General features: G+C 34.7%; 14 protein-coding genes, 1 tRNA gene and 3 pseudogenes. 10 read left to right on the forward strand and 8 right to left on the reverse strand.

Annotation, left to right across the window (positions count from 1 at the left end):
* Positions 1-605: hypothetical protein (locus F960_RS22830; RefSeq protein WP_004863524.1), on the forward strand; the 605-nt coding region annotated here is incomplete at its 5' end.
* Positions 596-2287, forward strand: coding sequence for a UvrD-helicase domain-containing protein (locus tag F960_RS10035; RefSeq protein WP_004863525.1), 1692 nt, complete (start codon positions 596-598; stop codon positions 2285-2287). The genes F960_RS22830 and F960_RS10035, both read left to right, overlap by 10 nt.
* 41 nt (positions 2288-2328) lie before the next feature.
* Here F960_RS10035 and greB read toward each other — a convergent pair whose 3' ends face one another.
* Genes greB through gmtY form a run of 4 tightly spaced genes read right to left on the reverse strand, consistent with a single transcriptional unit; the run spans position 2329 to position 7475 of the window.
* A complete protein-coding gene (gene greB, locus F960_RS10040; RefSeq protein ID WP_004863526.1) occupies positions 2329-2802 on the reverse strand; it encodes a transcription elongation factor GreB in 474 nt (157 codons plus the stop codon).
* Entirely contained in the window at positions 2799-3410 is a 612-nt protein-coding gene (gmtX, locus tag F960_RS10045) for a gamma-mobile-trio protein GmtX (protein ID WP_004863528.1), read from the reverse strand. Before gmtX ends, greB begins: the two co-directional genes overlap by 4 nt.
* Positions 3400-6168: a gamma-mobile-trio integrase GmtZ gene (gene gmtZ / locus F960_RS10050; protein WP_004863530.1), complete on the reverse strand. Its 2769-nt coding sequence runs from the start codon at positions 6166-6168 to the stop codon at positions 3400-3402. Before gmtZ ends, gmtX begins: the two co-directional genes overlap by 11 nt.
* Positions 6165-7475, reverse strand: coding sequence for a gamma-mobile-trio recombinase GmtY (gene gmtY, locus F960_RS10055; protein WP_004863533.1), 1311 nt, complete (start codon positions 7473-7475; stop codon positions 6165-6167). The genes gmtZ and gmtY overlap by 4 nt, the downstream gene beginning before the upstream one ends.
* A 108-nt stretch (positions 7476-7583) precedes the next feature.
* On the opposite strand from gmtY, the pseudogene F960_RS10060 reads away from it, so the two are divergent.
* From F960_RS10060 to F960_RS21820, 3 genes and pseudogenes are all read left to right on the forward strand, one after another.
* Positions 7584-7937: pseudogene (locus F960_RS10060) on the forward strand (GreA/GreB family elongation factor); the annotation flags it as partial.
* Between the two features lie 90 nt (positions 7938-8027).
* Positions 8028-8117, forward strand: a tRNA-Ser gene (locus tag F960_RS10065).
* Positions 8118-8418: 301 nt separating this feature from the next.
* A pseudogene (locus tag F960_RS21820) lies at positions 8419-9586 on the forward strand (IS3 family transposase).
* A 306-nt stretch (positions 9587-9892) separates the two neighbouring features.
* Here F960_RS21820 and F960_RS10080 read toward each other — a convergent pair.
* Positions 9893-10552, reverse strand: a complete 660-nt coding sequence (locus F960_RS10080) for a hypothetical protein (RefSeq protein WP_004863540.1) — start codon at positions 10550-10552, stop codon at positions 9893-9895.
* Between the two features lie 167 nt (positions 10553-10719).
* On the opposite strand from F960_RS10080, the gene F960_RS10085 reads away from it, so the two are divergent.
* The 5 genes from F960_RS10085 to F960_RS10105 all read left to right on the forward strand — a co-directional run bounded on the left by F960_RS10085 (position 10720) and on the right by F960_RS10105 (position 16359).
* Positions 10720-12288, forward strand: a complete 1569-nt coding sequence (locus F960_RS10085) for a hypothetical protein (protein ID WP_154650750.1) — start codon at positions 10720-10722, stop codon at positions 12286-12288.
* 312 nt (positions 12289-12600) lie between these two features.
* Positions 12601-13584 (forward strand): YagK/YfjJ domain-containing protein, encoded by a 984-nt coding sequence (locus F960_RS10090; RefSeq protein ID WP_004863547.1) that lies wholly within the window; start codon positions 12601-12603, stop codon positions 13582-13584.
* Positions 13585-13654: 70 nt separating this feature from the next.
* Positions 13655-14614, forward strand: a complete 960-nt coding sequence (locus F960_RS10095; RefSeq protein WP_004863549.1) for a hypothetical protein — start codon at positions 13655-13657, stop codon at positions 14612-14614.
* A gap of 148 nt (positions 14615-14762) precedes the next feature.
* Positions 14763-14993, forward strand: a complete 231-nt coding sequence (locus tag F960_RS10100; RefSeq protein ID WP_004863552.1) for a helix-turn-helix transcriptional regulator — start codon at positions 14763-14765, stop codon at positions 14991-14993.
* A gap of 484 nt (positions 14994-15477) precedes the next feature.
* Complete coding sequence (locus tag F960_RS10105; RefSeq protein ID WP_004863556.1) at positions 15478-16359, forward strand: YagK/YfjJ domain-containing protein; 882 nt, start codon at positions 15478-15480, stop codon at positions 16357-16359.
* A 77-nt stretch (positions 16360-16436) separates the two neighbouring features.
* Here the strand turns inward: F960_RS10105 and F960_RS22970 are convergent.
* The 3 genes and pseudogenes from F960_RS22970 to F960_RS10115 all read right to left on the reverse strand — a co-directional run bounded on the left by F960_RS22970 (position 16437) and on the right by F960_RS10115 (position 18034).
* Positions 16437-16636 (reverse strand): annotated as a pseudogene (locus F960_RS22970) (hypothetical protein).
* A 172-nt stretch (positions 16637-16808) separates the two neighbouring features.
* Positions 16809-17654, reverse strand: a complete 846-nt coding sequence (locus tag F960_RS10110) for a hypothetical protein (protein WP_004863559.1) — start codon at positions 17652-17654, stop codon at positions 16809-16811.
* A 125-nt stretch (positions 17655-17779) separates the two neighbouring features.
* The gene (locus tag F960_RS10115) at positions 17780-18034 is read right to left on the reverse strand and encodes a hypothetical protein (protein WP_004863562.1); all 255 of its coding nucleotides are present in this window, start codon (positions 18032-18034) and stop codon (positions 17780-17782) included.
* Positions 18035-18100 lie beyond the last annotated feature (66 nt).

An 18100-nucleotide genomic window follows, 5' to 3' on the forward strand; every position in this document is an offset into this window, starting at 1 on the left:
ACACTGCTGACACTGCTGACACTGCTGACACTGCTGACACTGCTGACACTGCTGACACTGCTGACACTGCTGACACTGCTGAAAAATCTAGCTTTAAAGTATGCTATCCATTTGAATACGGATCTGATAATGATGAGTACGAATACGCTCAAAATACCTATCCAGATTATGAAGGTCATCCAAATATTTCATTTTTCAGCCCAGATAAAATATTTGGTAAAACATTAGAATATGAATTACTAAGAGTGAATCCTACTGCTGATTTTTTAATAACTGACTTTATGAAAAATCAAAAGCAAATTAAAAAATTAATGACCGCATATAGTGCAGATAAAAGTACTGAACAAATGCTGGCAATATTGAGTACCAGTAGGGAAAATGAAAGAATATCTAAGAGTATTCGTTCGAATACAACTTGGAATGAGAAAAGTAAAAATGAAGCTTTAATTGCTTCACGTTATCTGAATTCCGTAGGAAAAGGTGAGAATGCTTTAGAATTAGCACGAATATTAGAAGAAAATTTGGAAAAAAAAGGCACAGCAGATTTTAAAGATTTTATTGTCCCTACTTACATTAAGGAGGCGATTGAATTTTTATGTCAATAATACAGATAGATTCAAATACAAAGTTTCAGGATATTGAACATCACTTTAAAGTTAGTGCTGGTCCTGGAGCAGGTAAGACCCATTGGTTAGTTGAGCACATAAGAAATGTACTCCATTGCTCAAAACGACTTGGTAAAATACGAAAAATTGCCTGTATCACTTATACGAATATAGCGGTTGAAACTATTTTGACGAGGTTGGGTACTTCAGCAACACAAGTAGATGTTTCAACAATTCATAGTTTTCTTTATCGTCATATTGTTAAACCATACGTTTTTTTGATAGCAGATGAGTATGGGCTGAATTATTCTAAACTTGATGGGCATGATGAGTTAAATCACTCGTACAGTAAAATAAATAATTGGTTAGAATTAACTGGTCAAAAATATTTTATTAGTGAGCAAAATAAATTAATACAGGCTTTAGATTCTGTTCAATGGCAATTACAGAGTGATGGCGAAATATATTTGCAACTTCCTGCTACTAAAGCTTACTTAGGTAAAATTACTCACTTATATATTAAAAAAGCTAGTTATATTGATTATAGAAGACAGCATTGGTCATCAGGGAAAATTCATCATGATGATGTTTTATTTTTTAGTTATCAATTGATTATAAAATTCCCTTATATTTTAGAGGTGATTAGAGCTAAGTTTCCATACTTTTTCATTGATGAGTTTCAAGACTGTAATCCTATTCAGCTTGCTATAATAAAAAAAATTGCAGAGTCTGAGACTATAGTCGGAGTTATAGGTGACCCTGCACAATCTATTTATGAGTTTCAAGGGGCGGTATATGCCCAATTTAATTCTTTTAGATTGCCACAGATTGGTTTTTATGAAATGAATCAAAATAATAGAAGCACTTCTAAAATTATAAACTTATTAAATAGAGTTAGAGCGGATATTACCCAAATACCAGTGAGACAAATAGAATGTGATCTACCATATTTGATTGTCGGTAATCAAAATCAAACAATATATGCTATAAAAAACAATTACGGTATTGATGATTTCTGTAGCCTTTCTCGTTTGAATATCGATTCTAATGCACTTAAAATCGAACTAGATAAAACTTCATTAGTAAATAATCTATTTGACAGATTGGCAGAAGATAATAATCCAATAAGAAGAAAAATTTTAATATGCAGTGTTAAAGCAATTGAATTAGCCAGAGAGAAAAAATTTAAAGATTCTATTAAGGAGTTGTCAAAAGTTTTTCCTTTAAAAGAGTTTTCATTAAATATTTCTTTAGCTTATTTAGTGAATATTTTAAATGAATATAATGACTTTAAAGACAAAAGTTTAAGTGACTTTATTGAAATTTTAAGGAAGTACTCAGGATTAGAAATTCCCAAACTACGTAAAGGAAAAGCAAAAGATTTATATGATGCTCACCTGTATAATCAACTTAGTATATGCATAAATATTCCTGATGATATGAGTTTAAATAAAACAATTCATAAGTCAAAAGGAGATGAATTTGATAATGTAGTTTTGTTCCTAAAAAGCGAAAATGATCTTGAATTTATAAAAAATCCAAATTTAATGATAAATGAAGAGCATCGTATAAATTACGTTGCTATTAGTCGTGCTAAGAACAGGCTCTTTATTTCAGTACCGTCATTAGAAGTTACAAATGAGCCTAAATTTAGTGAGCACTTTGAGATTCTTAGATGTTAAAAATATTTTTTAATTAAACAGCTCTCATTAACTATAACCATTTATTGGTTATAGTTAATTTGGCAGATATACCAAGTTTTCTTTCCAGTAGGTGTATTTACTTGAATTTCATCGTCTACAGACTTACCTAAACAAGCCTTTGCTATAGGTGACTGGAGAGAAATATAGTCTTTGCGACCATAAATTTCTTCATCACCAACTATACGAAATTTGATGATTTCACCTACATCATTTTCTAATTCAACCCAAGCACCAAAATAGGCTTTACCATCTTGCTCAGGGCTATATTCAACTTTATGAGCAACTTCAAAAAGCTTAGTTAAGTATCTAATTCTACGATCAATTTCACGCAACTTTCTTTTATTATAGATGTAATCAGCGTTTTCCGACCGATCGCCGAGACTGGCTGCCCAAGACACAATTTTAGTAATTTCAGGGCGTTCTTTACGAACTAAATCATTTAACTCATCTTGTAAGCGTTGATAACCTTCAGCCGTTAATAATTTACGATTCAAGACAAATACTCCAAAGCCTTGCGTAAGGCATCCAATGTTGACACTTTAAAAACTGGCTTATTCGACTCATCTACAAGCTCACCATAATGTGTGGGCTTTAAATTCCATTTTTTTTGGAAATCTGTAGACAATAAATACTGTAATGCCCTTACTTCTTGATCAGAAAGCTTAAAAGATTCATTAGGTATCATATTCTTATGATCATAAATATCAATCCTTTGTTTCGGGGGGATGATTTCACGGATCATTTGTTGAGCTTCTTTTAACTCAGATGCCATAATACGTACAAGCAACTGATGTTTGGGGTTTTGAATTTCCTCAATCCACGCATTATCTGTTTGAGATGGTTTTGCAAATTTAGCCGTCTGCGATGAAGTATCTGCAAAGCATTGAATCAATGCTCTATATTTTTCACCTGTCTTATTTCTGATGCTTTGTGCTTTAGGAACTCCTCGATTAAATCCTAAATTAGCAATCGTACTGACAGAAAAATCCAGAATTCCACGTTCCTGTTGCTCAATACATACTTCATAGATTGCATCGAGTGACTGTTGGATTTTAAGTGATGATCCATGTTTTAATTTATTTAATAACTCTTCAGGATTCATGACTTGCCTCAATCAAAGTTGGTGAATTATGTAGAATGAGTTCAATCTCTGATTTTGAAATTTGTTCAGTTTCAGAAAGTTCTATTAGTTTAAGCTTTCCATCCATAACACTTTGCACTTTATCCCAAGATTTGAGGCGACTCATCAATAATTTAAAAATTTGGTTACCTGCTGAAAGTTGCTGTTCTTTAGATAACATGAACAAAGCAGGCATAATTTCATTAAACATTGCCATTTTATCAATGAGCTGAGTCCTAGGATAAATAGCTTGATCGGCATTACAAGATTTATAAATGACGGCATTTTCACAAACTTCTTGTAATTGCTGAAAGTGGCTAACTTCTTCCATTTCTAAAACTAACTCTGCATTTGAAGTCGTAATTAGCGATAATGTATCTGTATTTTCTAATAATACATTGTTATTAATGAGCTTATGGCATTTCGTAATATGACTATAAGCCGATTGGATATCGCATAAAAGCATATCCAATTTTTTAGCGGCTGTTTCATATTCTGATTCGAAATTTCTAAGTTCAGTCTCAAGCTTGGATCTGCTTGCTGCGCCTTCAAATTTTTCTTTTTTCAAATTGGCTATGTATTCTTCTTTTTCAATATTCTCTATATCTTGATTAATCTGATTGATTTTAAGTTGTAGTTTGGAACATATTTCAGATTGATCATTGGATTGGAGTAATATCTCATTGGTAATTGCCAATAAGCCTCCGATAAAGGCTGGTCCAGTAATAAAATGTCTACAACGTATACAATTCTGAGTTCCTAAATAACCTTGAGGTGTAGGAGTATAGAACGAACTGCTTTTTATTGACTCCCCACCATCCTCACACCTTGAAGCTGCAAAAGGGCAAATACCATAATCTCTAAAAATAAAATTACCTGCAGGAACCTCATTAGATAAAGCTTGCAGTAATTCTAAATTATTGCCAACCAATTGATTTTTAACACTTTCAATTTTATTTTGCTCAATTGTTCTTTGAATAGATTCTACTTCAGATTTTAAGGCTATTTTTTCACCTTCTTCTAGTCGTGTTCTAATGTCATGGTTAGTAACTTTGCAATAATAGATCGACATGATCACAGAACTATGTCCGACAATCTTCATCACGATTTCAATAGGCATACCCATTTCAAGTACATAAGCCGTAATGAGGCTTACACGCATGCTATGGGGCGTATATTTAGACTTATATGCACCTAGGACTGCTTTATTTCCTTCAAGTGTAGTTAAGCAAAGATTTGAGGGCTGTATATTATAAAGAGCAGCTGCTAATCTCGGGGTTAATGCATTTCCGACATTCGCCGCCTCAAAATCATTAAAGCGTCTAAAAAGAAAACAATTCAATCCTTTGGCTTTTCTTTGTACCTCATTTAAATTTGTTCTTTGACAATCAATCCAAGCACTCGGATATGAGATAGGATTATATTTTTGTTGCCATTTTCGTAGCTTAATTATCCAATATGCTAAGTCTTCGGGTATCCACGGAATTGTGTAGCCTTGTCCATTGTTATTTGTTTTATTTGTAGTGGTAAACATACCTGTTTGACCATCAGGCATTCTTTTTATGAATGATTGTTCTTTAGTCAACCCAGAAAGTGGGGAAATATTTTTTTTCCAAATAATTTTATTTTGTTGATCTAAATCAGCAATATACTCGTCAGCTTCGCCAGAATCATTATAGGCGATTTGCCGTCCTCTTAAAGGAACTTTGGTAAGTGCATAAGTATGAATCCAATCTGTTGGACACCATAAATATGGTTGATTATCAATGACACGGTAAACACAATCTAAATCATGTAAATCTAATTGATCAAAGCTTACTTTTACCCAATCTGCATCGAATTTATGAAGATGATCTAAATCTTGAAAGTTTTTTGCACTGGGTGGAATAACCCATTCCTGAGCTTTTTTGACAAAATGATATTGTAAGCATGGCTTTGTCGTTTCAGAACGAATTGAACTAGATGATATATTTTGCTGATTTAGTAAAAGGGAAAATGGATTACGAGCATTATCAACACGTACAATTTCACCCGTCTCCTCATCTTCAATCGTTAAATCATTGTCAATGATGTAATCTAAGAATTCATTAACATAAACAACTAGCTTTCTCCTCATGGGTTCAGATTCTATATTTTCGAGTAAATCACGAAATGGTTTTACATCGAATTTTTCTTGAATGAGAAAGGCGTGTGGAGATTTGCTTTTATCAAATTGTTCGATATAAAGACGGACGAAACGACATAACTGAGATTCTTTAGTCCCACCACCACGAGCTTTAGTCATGAACTCTTTGATTTTAATTGCCCAAGTTATATAACTTGGTGAAATAAAATCAGGTTTAAACGGTTCGGTTTTACCTAAAAATTTGTACCAATTTTCCCATTCATGTGGATAGACTCCTTGCGGATCAAGTGGAAAGCTAGGATCATTTAATTTTAAAATAAGACTTTTGTATTCTTTAGCATTTTTAAGATTTTTATCTTCTACTAAACTTTTTAATTCTGAATATGAAATAAAATCAATGATATCAAAAAAATCTTTATAGCTAATCCACTCATCATAAATTCTTTCAGGATGTGCAGGCAGTCCATATTCCTTGTAATTTTGTTTATATGACACAGAATTAAAAATACCAGCATTTTTACAAAATTGCTTTAATGAGTTCAAATCGGGAAAAGTCGAAAATTCTTTATTAAATCTCTTACTTTCGATTTGCCGAATTGCTTGAGGTTTTATCATTGAATCTCTCTCAATTTTTCTCGTACTTCTTCTAGTGTTGGCTTGATGTAAACAAGACATGATGTTGGACTTTTATGATGCATTGCTTTTTGAATTTCGACTTGATTTAAGCCAGCCTGTCGTGCTCGAAAACCATAAGCATGTCGATGTCCGTGCTCAGTTGTTCCATGATCTTTCTTACAAATGAGTCCAATACGTTCTACTGCACGTTTATGCAGTCGTTGGAAGTTTTTTATAGTTTCAGGTTCACCTAAACTATTTGTGAATGCAAAAGGATGAGGGTTACTTCTTAGTGGCTCTACACGTTGATATTTGAGATAGTTTGCCCAAATTAATAAGAATTCTTTAGCTTTTTCTGGTGGATTAAATACAACCTCAAAATAACCTTGTTTAGACGTAAGTAATGGGTTTTTCCATCCAGCATATAAACGTTCGGTAAATGAATAGTTATTTCTAGGTTTGAATGATGTTTTGGATAAAAGAAATTCGCGTCTATTTTTGAAATGAGGATCTGGAGCGATACCTAATTCAGGATGATAAACACGAACAAGAGCCTCTTGAGGGCGATTTGGATTTAATGTGATATCCGAAGTGTATATATGAAAAATTTCACTTTTCCTGAGCCCTCCATAATTCATCAACATCGTAATCGCTTGTGATTTGTAGTCGTATTGTCCATTTTTTTCAAACCCTAAGTAAATCAGCCTTTTGATTTGATCTTCAGGAAAACGGACTGCATATTCAAAATCAATCAGCTCTTCATTGAATGAGCCAACCAAACGAACTTGTTGTTGTGATAAATCTTTTTTAGTTAAATGATTCAGAAAGACATTTGCTTGTTTATGATAATAAGCACACCAATTTAAGCGTTCTTCATAACTGGTCGCTTTACGAAATGGATTTACTCGAATTGTTGGGTGTTCATCCTGCAACATCAGAAAATCAGTGTAATGCGTAATATGAAATAATAGATTATTGGTATCTCTGACTGTACGTGGTCGCCAATAAAGATAAAGAGCATCAGTACGAGTAGTTGGATCAATTGTGCCTGTAATTAGCGCTTCAGTGAAAGCTTTAAGTAATTTTGTTGCATTCTCAATTTGTGGAACAGCATTTATATACTTCAATAAAAGTTTGAGTGCATAACAAGATCTTTCTTTCCACGATTCGCTTTTTGAATTAAACCAAGCCAAATAACGTAAATGAGAAATAATGACTCCTTTCTCAGTCAAGATACAAGGTAAGACCAAGGTAGTTTGAGTAGAACAATCTTTGTAATTTACATAAATTTTCTTAATGTAAGCCATATACTATTTAGTATGAAGTATGAGGTGTTTTATAATTTAAACTATCATTATTTAATCAATTGTCAATATAGAATATTAGGAATAGTATGTTTTATAGTAGGGTTATAATACCAATATAACAAGCAACTTTTACGTAAAATTGATCGAAGAGTGCGCTATCTAGGTAAGCGTTTAGAAGAACTACGAATTGTGGATTTTTCACCTGAACAAGAAGGTAAAATTTATTTTGGTGCTTGGGTAGAAATCGAAAATGATGAGGGCGAACAAAAAACATTACGCATCGTCGGGGTGGATGAAATCTATGATCATCATCCGCAAAATATCTCGATAGATTCGCCTATGGCACGCGCTTTACTCTCAAAACAAGTCGATGATGAGGTAGAGGTGATCACGCCTTTAGGCAAAAAACTTTGGTACATAAACACTATTCGCTATGAAAAGCCTGAAAATTCAGCAAATTAATCAAATTTGATTTTATTTTGAACATTTGAAGCAAAAAAGTCATAAAAGTATTTGCCAAGACTCAATTTTATTTATATGATAGCCGCCATTGGAAGCGTGGCAGAGTGGTTTAATGCACCGGTCTTGAAAACCGACGAGGGTTCACGCCCTCCGTGAGTTCGAATCTCACCGCTTCCGCCAAATTTTGATTTAAGCCCTTGTATTTACAAGGGCTTTTTTCTTGCTTGTTCTTTTGTCCCACATTGTAACCCACATAAAATTTTGGATTGGAATATATCGGAATAGACTTTATTGGATAAAGATTGTAGGGAGTCTAATAAGTTTCTAACTAGAAAAGCTGAAAATAAACTGACAGACACAATAAAAAAATAGCTTGATCTGAAAAGCTCCCGTTTTTGTAGACACCTTTTAGTTAGATAATGGACTGCCACCACTTTCCTAGACAAATTTCGTCTATTCTTTTTGCATAGGAGAGAACATTATGAGTGGACAACGTTATGCCCCAGAATTTAAAGATGAAGCTGTTAAATTGATTATCGAACGTGGATATTCTGTCACAGATGTTGCAGAACGTTTAGGCGTATCACAGCACAGCATTTATAAATGGCTAAAAGCCATACAGCCTTTACGCCCACCCCTGGTGAACATGAATTGCTCGAGGCAAAGAAAGAGAACCTTCGCCTTAAAAGTCAGCTCAAACAAACTGATTAAAAGTCAGCTCAAACAAACTGAAGAGGAACGGGATATATTAAAATGAAAGCATTGCTTTCACGCCGCTTTGCAAGCCTGACTGAGTGAAGTATCAGTTTATCGTGGAATACAGCCATCAATTTAAGATTAAAACGATGTGTCGGGTTCTTAGGATTACTCGTGCTAGCTATTATGCTTGGCTACATGAACCCAAATCAGGCAGAACAATTGAAAATAAACTGTTTTTTCAACTAGTCCTCTCTTCTTATGATGCCAGTTATGGCATCTATGGTTATCGTCGTATTATGCTGGATCTAAAAGAGTTGGGTGAAAGCTGCGGGCCTAATTGTGTGCTGACGATCACGAAGAACAATGGTATTGCTGCTGTTCGAGGATATAAGAAGCATAAAAGCTATGGACGTGGTCGTCCTCAGATTGTGCGACCTAACCATTTAAATCGAGAGTTTGTTGTAAACACGCCTAATACTTCTTGGGTGACTGATATAACTTACATTCGTACATGGCAAGGCTGGTTATATCTGGCTGTAGTTCTTGATTTATATTCAAGGAAAGTTATTGGCTGGTCAATGAAACCTACGCTTGCCAAGGATATCTTTTGGATGCACTTCTCATGGCATTGTGGTGACGTAGGCCAAATGAGCCTGGATCATACATTCAGATCAAGGCTCACAATACAGCAGCGGAGATTGGCAAAGATTCTGTCAGAGGCATAACTTAATACCCAGCATGAGTCGTAGAGGAAACTGTTGGGATAATGCCGTTGCTTAATCCTTTCTTAGCAGCTTAAAGAAGGAAGAATTAAAAAGAGGATCTATAAAACACGAGAAATGGCGCGTGCAGATGTGTTTGATTATATCGAGATGTTTTACAATAGAATCAGGCGTCATTCGCATCTCGGCGGAATGAGTCCAGAAGCCTTTGAGGTAGCTTCAAAATGAGGTTGTTCTATGTCTAGGATACTGGGAGCAGTCCATACTCTAGACTATCTCATGTCTCTGAAACTAACATAAAACATCTTATGTGAAATGCATTTTGTTAATTTAATATGAAAGAAACAGCCTGTCTATGACAGGTTGTTTCTTATGCTGTTTTAATCTTTTTCAGTTCAAGGTATTCGATGATTTGGGTCTCAATGCTCAAAATACGGATATTTTACACAAACAATTTGCCTTCAATCCAAATGTTTATTAACCATTTAGGAAACTCCCAGATTTACTCACAGAGATCATTAACAAAGAAATTAGTTAAGATGGAGAGGTTTCTGTGAGTTGAGAATTTTCCCCATCAATACCATGTTCTTTGCACAGATTTTCATAATGTTCTTTTGCAGAGGTCTCTTTTGAAAGCTTTTGTTTTAATTCAAAAACTTCAGTTTTGAGTTGTTGGATTTCTAAAAGATTTTTATTGATTTCTTCATTAAGAACTTGAAGTTTGATTGTTTTTGTATCTACTTCTGCTTTGGATTTTTTATAAGTATTTAGATTGATATATGAATTAATCACATGTTCAATGACTGTTTCTTCTTTTGCCCAACCATTCTTTTTTTTTATATATTGAATTCGGTTTGATAGTTCTTTCTCGAAGTGATATTGCTTTTTGACTAAATGCCTTTTTGTCTTTTCCTTTTTATATTTTATAAATTGTTTTTTCAGCTGGTTAAAACATTCAAGTGAAACTTGAATACAAAGGCCATTTGCTAAGATTGCTTGTTGATAAGTGAACGTTACATCTTGGGGAGTTTTGGGGTTGAAAAATTTTAATTCACTAATAAGTGTTAACCCTTGCGGATTGTTTAAATATTTTATAAGACCATCTGGTTTTTTACATTCTTGATCTAAAAACTCAAATTTAAAGTCTATATCTGTATTACACCATTTGTTTAAATCTTGCTTAGGACGACCCATTTTCACTTTTCTCTACAAACCTATTGATTGGTTTTATTTAACTAATTGTTAAAATCAAATTTAACAAAATGAGGTTTAATTAAATAAAATTAGTTATTATTATATATAATTGACAATTAAAATAAATTAAACTTTTATTAGTGCGAATTATGATTTTAATGCGGTTAATGAACAAATATCAATTTTTATCATGCATATCTATGCTTTATCTCCAGCGACTCGAATTTACACTGTCTCCATTCGAGCGGATCGTTTTTTTTCGTCTATTTTTAACTTTTGGATATAAGCAATTTCGAAAAAAAGACATCAAGATAATCGCTCTAAAAATTGATATTCATCATTTAAAGTTAGAAGAAGCGTTCAGTGGACTAGTAAAAAAATTTATACTGGTTGCTGATGATAATGATCACATTGGAGTGAATAGGGGGTATTTGAAACAACTCAATCAGCAAAGAAAAATAAAGAGTAGAATTCAACGTCTTCGTGAGCATCCCAAAAGCGATTTTTTACTTCAATTGTTCGAAAAGCTATTTCAGATCAAAATCAGTCATAAACAAAAGAAGAGTCAACAATTATTGGCGATGGACTATAAGCAATGGCTGGTACTGGTTAACCTTGTTTTTCTGAGTGATCGAGATGGTGTTGTTTTGGGCGCCGGAACGCATGAATTAACTTACTTTACAGGTTTGAGCAGATTTGCACTATTGCGATGTATGACCTATTTGTTTAAAGAGGGAATCTTACGCTCAAAAATTAATGGAACGTTGAACAATGGCTATTTAAATTTTGTTTCCTCAATCTATTTCCTCAATCTTTCTCATCCGATTTGGGAAGAGAAGAGAATTTATGGAAGATACTTAATTTTCAATCATCCTCAACAGATACCAATGTTAAACAGGCTTCTAGAAGCTTTAAATACATGGAATCCCGATGAATCAACTATCAATTTTGAACAATTGGAGTTTATTCTCAATTTTTATAAAGAGTCAGATCTAGCAGCAAATGTTGGTTTTTTTCAGTCAGATGAATGTTCTATTCCACATTTGTTACAAGCTGCGCGTCACTGGAATACCGGATTTCACCAAGAATTTCATCTATCACGTGGATATGTTGCAAATAAAAAAAAGCTATCCCTTAATACAAATGAACTAAATTTCAAAAGACTGGATTATATCTTTCGCTATCTAGCATCTCATTATCCTAATATGGCTCCAGTCATCCATCCGCCTCAGAGTCAAATGGTTCCTGCTAACGTAAAATCTAAGATAAAAAAAATGTTTAAAAAAGTCGAAATTACAGAACAAGTAGAAAGAAAAGCTGCCACACATCAGATAAGGCTATCGGAAATCATGGAGGCACAAAACCAACTAAAGCAGGAAATTATGTCCTTACTTGTACAATATGCCTATCAAAGTGAGTTGCGACTTGTTTTCGATGTTTTGGTTGAGGTGATTGGTCTGAATAATTTCAGTAGGGTAGTACCATTAGGTTGTTCTGATGAGTTTGCGACTCATAAAATTTACTTTAACCCTGATCCTTACCTTAAAAAGGATGAGCTATATCTTATTGATTATGCTGAGACTATGTTTTCCGAGCTTAAAACGCCGATATCGTCGACATTTAAAATTGTTAAGGCCTATAAGTCAAGTATCAAGCAAATTGACTTCGATTTAAAGGAACAGCTAGAGTGGGGGTTGCTCAGCCAGCAATGTTTAGGACAGGATCAATTTGATTGAAGTCTTACGATAAAAGTTAATTTCTGACTTAACTCTCGTAAATGGATATATGGGTAAAAAAGCATGAATGCCGTGCCAAGAGGGGAGTATGCTACCTAGTAATAGGTTGGTTTTGTCACCTTTAGTCTGTAAATTAAGTCGGTAAATAATATTATTAATAAATAACCTAGATTAATTAAAGAACAACTTGGTATTAAGTTATATAACAAATAGCTGATATAAATCATAGATATCTACAATGCAGATTACGTATACATAATAAATAATTCTAGCTCCTTAGTTATGTACCAAACATAACTAAGGAATATCGACATGTTGCAATACGATCTCTCTCATCAAGCTGCTGTAATGACCGCAGTGAATGATTTTGTTGATTATCAATTGAATGATAGTTTTAACCAGACAGACTTCATTACTCATCTCTGTGTATTAATTCCTGCATTTAAAGTTTTTGACCAACAATGTACTGAATATTGTATTTTGGTTGGTGCATTTAAAGATATGGTGCAATCAGTTGAAGCTTGTCAAGGTGATTTAGGGATTGAAGAATACCTGACACAGTTATCATTTAGAGAAATATCAAATCTTCAGAATATGTTCCGAAGTTATAGGTCTCAGCACTTAGCTGGGATTCGTTTGTTTAAACAGCAAGAGGAAGAGAATCGAGACCGCTTTTTACCTTATGTGCAGATGATTCTTAACGATCATTATAAGGTATTGGTTGTGCGTGTTGATTTCGGATATTTAAAGGAGTCTATGCCGAATATTACTGTGCAAGAATTCTTTAGCCATATTGAGTCAATACGCAATCTATTGAAAGATAAGAATGGCTGTTTTAAGCATTTATTGGGTTATGGGCTAGCATTGGAGCATGGGGCGTCAAAAGGCTACCATGCGCATCTGATGCTGATCTACAACGGTTCTAAGCGTTGTCAGGATTGGTTCTTGGCTAATGAGGTGATCCTCAAGTGGCATGAGATAACTCAGAATATGGGATATGGCATAAGCAGTCATACCCCTGAAAAGAAAAAACAATACGCTGAACGAGGCTTATTGGGGATAGGCATGATTCATCGCAATCAGCCTTTAGAAATGCAGAATACTTTGAATGTAGCCAGTTATCTCACTCAGCCTAAAAAGTTCATGCAGAGGATGTTGATTAAGCCATTGGGTAAAAGAACTTTCTTTAAAGGCATTTACCACGAGCATGGGCGTAAGTATGAAAACAATCATCCAATATCAGCAGAAGCAGGAATTTGGTCTGAACAAGATGTAAATGATTTATTGGGTGAGTAAATCCTCAATTAACTGTAAATAAATATGGAATGAACAGTTCTATGAAAAATTTCACTTCATAGGACTCTCCATGAACATTACATACATTGAACACCAGATCGCACCACGTTTAGAGCAAGATATATACCGCTTTTTTACTCAAGTGCGATTTGGTTCACCAACTCCCCCCATGACTCATGATGAACATATCCAGAAAATCATTGAGCAAACGGCTCAAGTTTTACTGGCATATTTTCAGGACTGGAATTTCCTGATGTTTTCACATTTGGAGTCAGATTGTAGCTTTTGGATAACACAATTCAGAAATGCATATTTTGCCGTCTTACAACAAATCGATCCATGTAAGTATTATTTTATCCCTACTGCCAAACATAGTGCGAAATGGCTGACGGAGCATGTATTAAATAAACTGAAACAGTTCTTTGCAACGACGGGTTTTCATGAGGCTTTAAATAAAATTAATGGGCAATACGAGAAGAGAGTTGATCATTTGCGTGAGCTTTATTCAGAAGTCAGTAAATTGAGTGTAGATGCCCCTGATTTAAAATTTTATCTGAGTTATTCCTTGGGTACTGAACTTTTACAATCAGTCGATCAAGTGATTCAATCGTTTCGAGCATTTAAAAAGAAGCTAACGTCTTTGCCTTGGTTTCGTGCACAAGTCATATTTAGCTATTACCACTTAATTCGCGACAGTACTCGAAACTGTTACGTGATTAGATTCTACCTGACCTTTCAAAAAGTATTCTATTGCAAGGAGATTGACTATTCAGTTGATCTATTAAGACTGTGGCAGGATATCACTTATGGCATGGGTATTCTATTGCAAATTCCAAATGAAGAAACACAGCACTCAAATGGCAATCCATTCGGATTTGACCCAGATGGGCTTTTTAACTTTCCTGAGCCTAAAAACCCATTGGATGATCTTGGTGACTTGCCAGATAAGGTAACGAGTGTAAATGAGCAGATGAATAAGATTTGTATTACAACACGTGGCTTTAAAATCTTTAATGGGAAGAAATGGTGATTTAAACCCATTAGAGCAAATTGAAATGAATTGACCTCTGTATCCAATCGAATGGGTACAGGGGCTTTTGACGCGTACATATTTTTTTACGGTGATGGACATGATATGTGCAGAACGCACGCCTTCATACCACATCGGAGTTCATCAGATGAATGCGCTAAATTCACAAACATTTCAGATCAACCAAATTCTAAACATCAAACAATTGATTGAAATCACAGGGTTGAGTCGTGCCACCATTTATTCACTACTAGATCCTAAATCAAAATATTACGATGCTAGTTTTCCTCAGCAGATCAATTTAACTAGCAATCGAGTCGGCTGGGTCGCACAAGAAATCAATTATTGGATTGACAGCAAAATAGCCCAACGAACTTAGAACATTAAATGGTACACCTGTACTCACTTAGGTGGGTGCAGGGAATTATGTTGTCAATATTAAATTTAGCTTTTCATGCAGAGGTATTTTTAGTGAATTTGCTTGAATAATAGTAGATGGATGATTTGACAAAAGCCTAAAAAAATCAAATTACTATAGCAGGTATATTAGATATTCTATGAGATACATATATTTAATAAGTATAGAACTACTGTCTAAATATACACGAGTATTACATCAGTAGTTTATTTGTAGTATGAATTTTTAGTTATTGTATAGATGAAGACGTAGTAGAGAATAATCGGTATCGCTATATATGCCGCAATAGGATCTTGTTTCAACATCTAATCAGTGATCATGATAAGTATTGAAGTAAGCTGATCAGATTGAATGAATCACAGCATGCCATGGTTTTGGTATTCTAAGAAATAAAAAATAATTGAAATCACTCACCTATGAATCAATCAACCACATAGGTGAAAACGTGTTAAATCAAACCCAAATTTTACTTGCAATCGAAAGCTTCATTGAGCGTATTCAGCATGATCAAATTGATGATGGGCAGATTTTGCGAAGTTTACAGGAACTCATCCCAGCATTCGAGCAACAGCATGTGATAGGTACTCATTATGGACGACATGTTGATATCTTTATTATTCTCATGAAACAAGTTCAATCTTATCTACAAAGGCAGTGCTATGCTGAACTAGATACACTTTTGTGCCAGCAGGTGGATGTCTTACGTGCTTTAGTACATCAGAGTTATCCATGGGTCGGAACTGAACGTTGTGCATTCCAGATGCAGGAAATGAGAAACCAACAATCACTACAGAACTACATTGCACAGGTGTTACAGCAAAAGTCGCGTTCATTGGTGGTACGTGTAGATTTAAAATATCCCCTGAATTGCCAAGAACAAATTACAGCTCAATTATTTGATCAGCATATGAAAATCTTACGTAATCGGATTTCTAATGGTGATCGATGTTTTGCGGACTTGGAAGGTTTCGTATGGGCAATGGAGCAAGGAGGGAAGTCTACTGGATACCATTGTCACTTATTGTTGATCTATGATGGTCATAAGCACCAAAATGATTATGGCATAGCGATGGCAGTCGGTGCATGCTGGAGAGAAATTACTCAATGTTTAGGAAATTTTAGTACATCGCATGAGCCTGAAATGAAACAACGTTTTGAGCAAGAAGGCACCTTAGCCATTGGGCGAATAGAACGAAAAAATTTGCAACAGATTCAAAATGTACTTAATTATGTAAAGTATTTCACCAAGCCTGAGAAATACGATCAGCGATTGCGTGCTAAAGCAAGTTCACGTTCAAGAACCTTCGGTACAGGGCAATTAAAATAACAGAAGTTGAATTAGTAAAAGCCTAAGTTCATCTCACCAAAATAAAGGTGGGGTGAATTTATGGGGAAAGATTTATATTACTCTTGTTGTATGAGCTGTAGTGCAAGATGATAAGCAAAACGAGGAGACATTGCTTCTGCCACAAAGAATTCTTGAGGTGGGGTAAAGTCGATCGTTTGTTTACCGGTTTGCTTGTCATGAAGTTGAATTTATTGTGTGGATGATGAGAATATTCTTGTCCATACAACGGGCTACCAAGATACTTTAACCGCAGCACTGAATCATCCTTTAATTTATTGTTGTGAGATTATAAGGCAGTTCACTCAAAAATTATTATTCGGATTTGGGATAAGTTGAGATAAGAAATGGGGCTGATTTGGTTGGGATGAAATAATGGTTTAAGAGAAAGCCATAAGACTCTTGGGAGATAGTCTTATGGCAAGTATGACTTAGATCGCATCTAAATTTTCTTCACCCGGTGCAAAACAAGGCATAAACTCTTCATAGATAACTTTATTTGTTTGAATGTCAGCAATGGCTTGATACCATGTGCATTGATAGCGTGCGGAGTGTACAACTGTTCGATAAAGTACTTTATTGTCGGATAAATCTAACCAACCCTCCAATAATATTGCAACATCCGTGACATTAGGTCGTCCAAATGCCTGATTAACAAATGCAGGACCATGAGTATTCATAAATACTGAGATTGATTTTATACTTGGTGGTGCTAAAGATATTGGGTTTAATCCATAGTTGATCGGGTCATGACTTAAATTCATACCTACATGGTATTCATTATCAATCTGTTGTAGTAGTTCTGGATCAGTAAATTTTCGGTAAGTTGGAGCAGAGAAATCTGGAAAACTTAATTCTGGAGTAACAGCACCATCCATAGGTTTTTGCACATTTGATGGTTCCAAATCTGATAAAGGTGGTACTTCATCTTGTGATGCTGTTTCGCTTTCGGCACTCGACCACAGTAACTTACCATTAAGTGCATAATGTTCGGTCGCACCACTTAAACGATGAGCAACATAATACTCCTGTTGCTCTGTTTCGATCTTTTCGTAAGTCTCACCTTGTTGTAGTTGAAATGGCAGTTTACTGCGTTGGTATTCATCCCATTTGGCTTCGATGGTAGATGACCACATTTTAATAGAAAAATGATTAGCAGCTTTGATGGCTATTTCAGCTAGTGTCTCGGTGAGGTTAGCAGGTGGTTTGCATCCTGATAATGTAGTTGTAAAGATACACCCGAAAATAATAAAAAATCGATATAACTGTTTTTGCATATTCTTCTATTCCACTGGATATGAACGAAGAATAAATAATGGTGAGGACAGGAGATGTCGTGAAAAAATATTTAATTTAAGACATAACCTGTCTAGTAGGTTGAGTAAATTAGGAGGAAATCATTTTAGGAGTGTGTGAGTGACGTACCTTTTATAACTAAATCTAGTCCTGTTTGAGGGTTGATTCCTAAGGCAGAGCAATACCAGACATATTCAACCAAATCTAGGCGACGGTCACCTTCTTCGACCCGTTGTACAAACAAATGTGGTCTTTCCATGCGCTCAGCTAAAGTGCGCATAGTTATTTTTTGTGCTTTACGCTGGTTTTTTAGCCAGTTTCTGAGCGCGATCATTTCATCTGTGTGGATGCTTTTAGTCATTGTATCTATTTATGATACATTGACTAAATTACTCAAATTGAGTACAAAGGTGAGGCGGATAAATTG

The organism is Acinetobacter gerneri DSM 14967 = CIP 107464 = MTCC 9824, assembly GCF_000368565.1.
In the GTDB taxonomy this organism is placed as follows: Bacteria; Pseudomonadota; Gammaproteobacteria; order Pseudomonadales; family Moraxellaceae; genus Acinetobacter; species Acinetobacter gerneri.

What these genes read in the sequence shown, in the direction of transcription:
- F960_RS10095 (WP_004863549.1), top strand. Translation starts at nt 13,655, where the DNA reads ATGAACATTACATACATTGAACACCAGATCGCACCACGTTTAGAGCAA.
- gmtX (WP_004863528.1), bottom strand. Translation starts at nt 3,410, where the DNA reads ATGAATCCTGAAGAGTTATTAAATAAATTAAAACATGGATCATCACTT.
- gmtZ (WP_004863530.1), bottom strand. Translation starts at nt 6,168, where the DNA reads ATGATAAAACCTCAAGCAATTCGGCAAATCGAAAGTAAGAGATTTAAT.
- F960_RS10035 (WP_004863525.1), top strand. Translation starts at nt 596, where the DNA reads ATGTCAATAATACAGATAGATTCAAATACAAAGTTTCAGGATATTGAA.
- F960_RS10110 (WP_004863559.1), bottom strand. Translation starts at nt 17,654, where the DNA reads ATGCAAAAACAGTTATATCGATTTTTTATTATTTTCGGGTGTATCTTT.
- F960_RS10080 (WP_004863540.1), bottom strand. Translation starts at nt 10,552, where the DNA reads ATGGGTCGTCCTAAGCAAGATTTAAACAAATGGTGTAATACAGATATA.
- F960_RS10085 (WP_154650750.1), top strand. Translation starts at nt 10,720, where the DNA reads ATGAACAAATATCAATTTTTATCATGCATATCTATGCTTTATCTCCAG.
- F960_RS10090 (WP_004863547.1), top strand. Translation starts at nt 12,601, where the DNA reads ATGTTGCAATACGATCTCTCTCATCAAGCTGCTGTAATGACCGCAGTG.
- F960_RS10100 (WP_004863552.1), top strand. Translation starts at nt 14,763, where the DNA reads ATGAATGCGCTAAATTCACAAACATTTCAGATCAACCAAATTCTAAAC.
- F960_RS10115 (WP_004863562.1), bottom strand. Translation starts at nt 18,034, where the DNA reads ATGACTAAAAGCATCCACACAGATGAAATGATCGCGCTCAGAAACTGG.
- gmtY (WP_004863533.1), bottom strand. Translation starts at nt 7,475, where the DNA reads ATGGCTTACATTAAGAAAATTTATGTAAATTACAAAGATTGTTCTACT.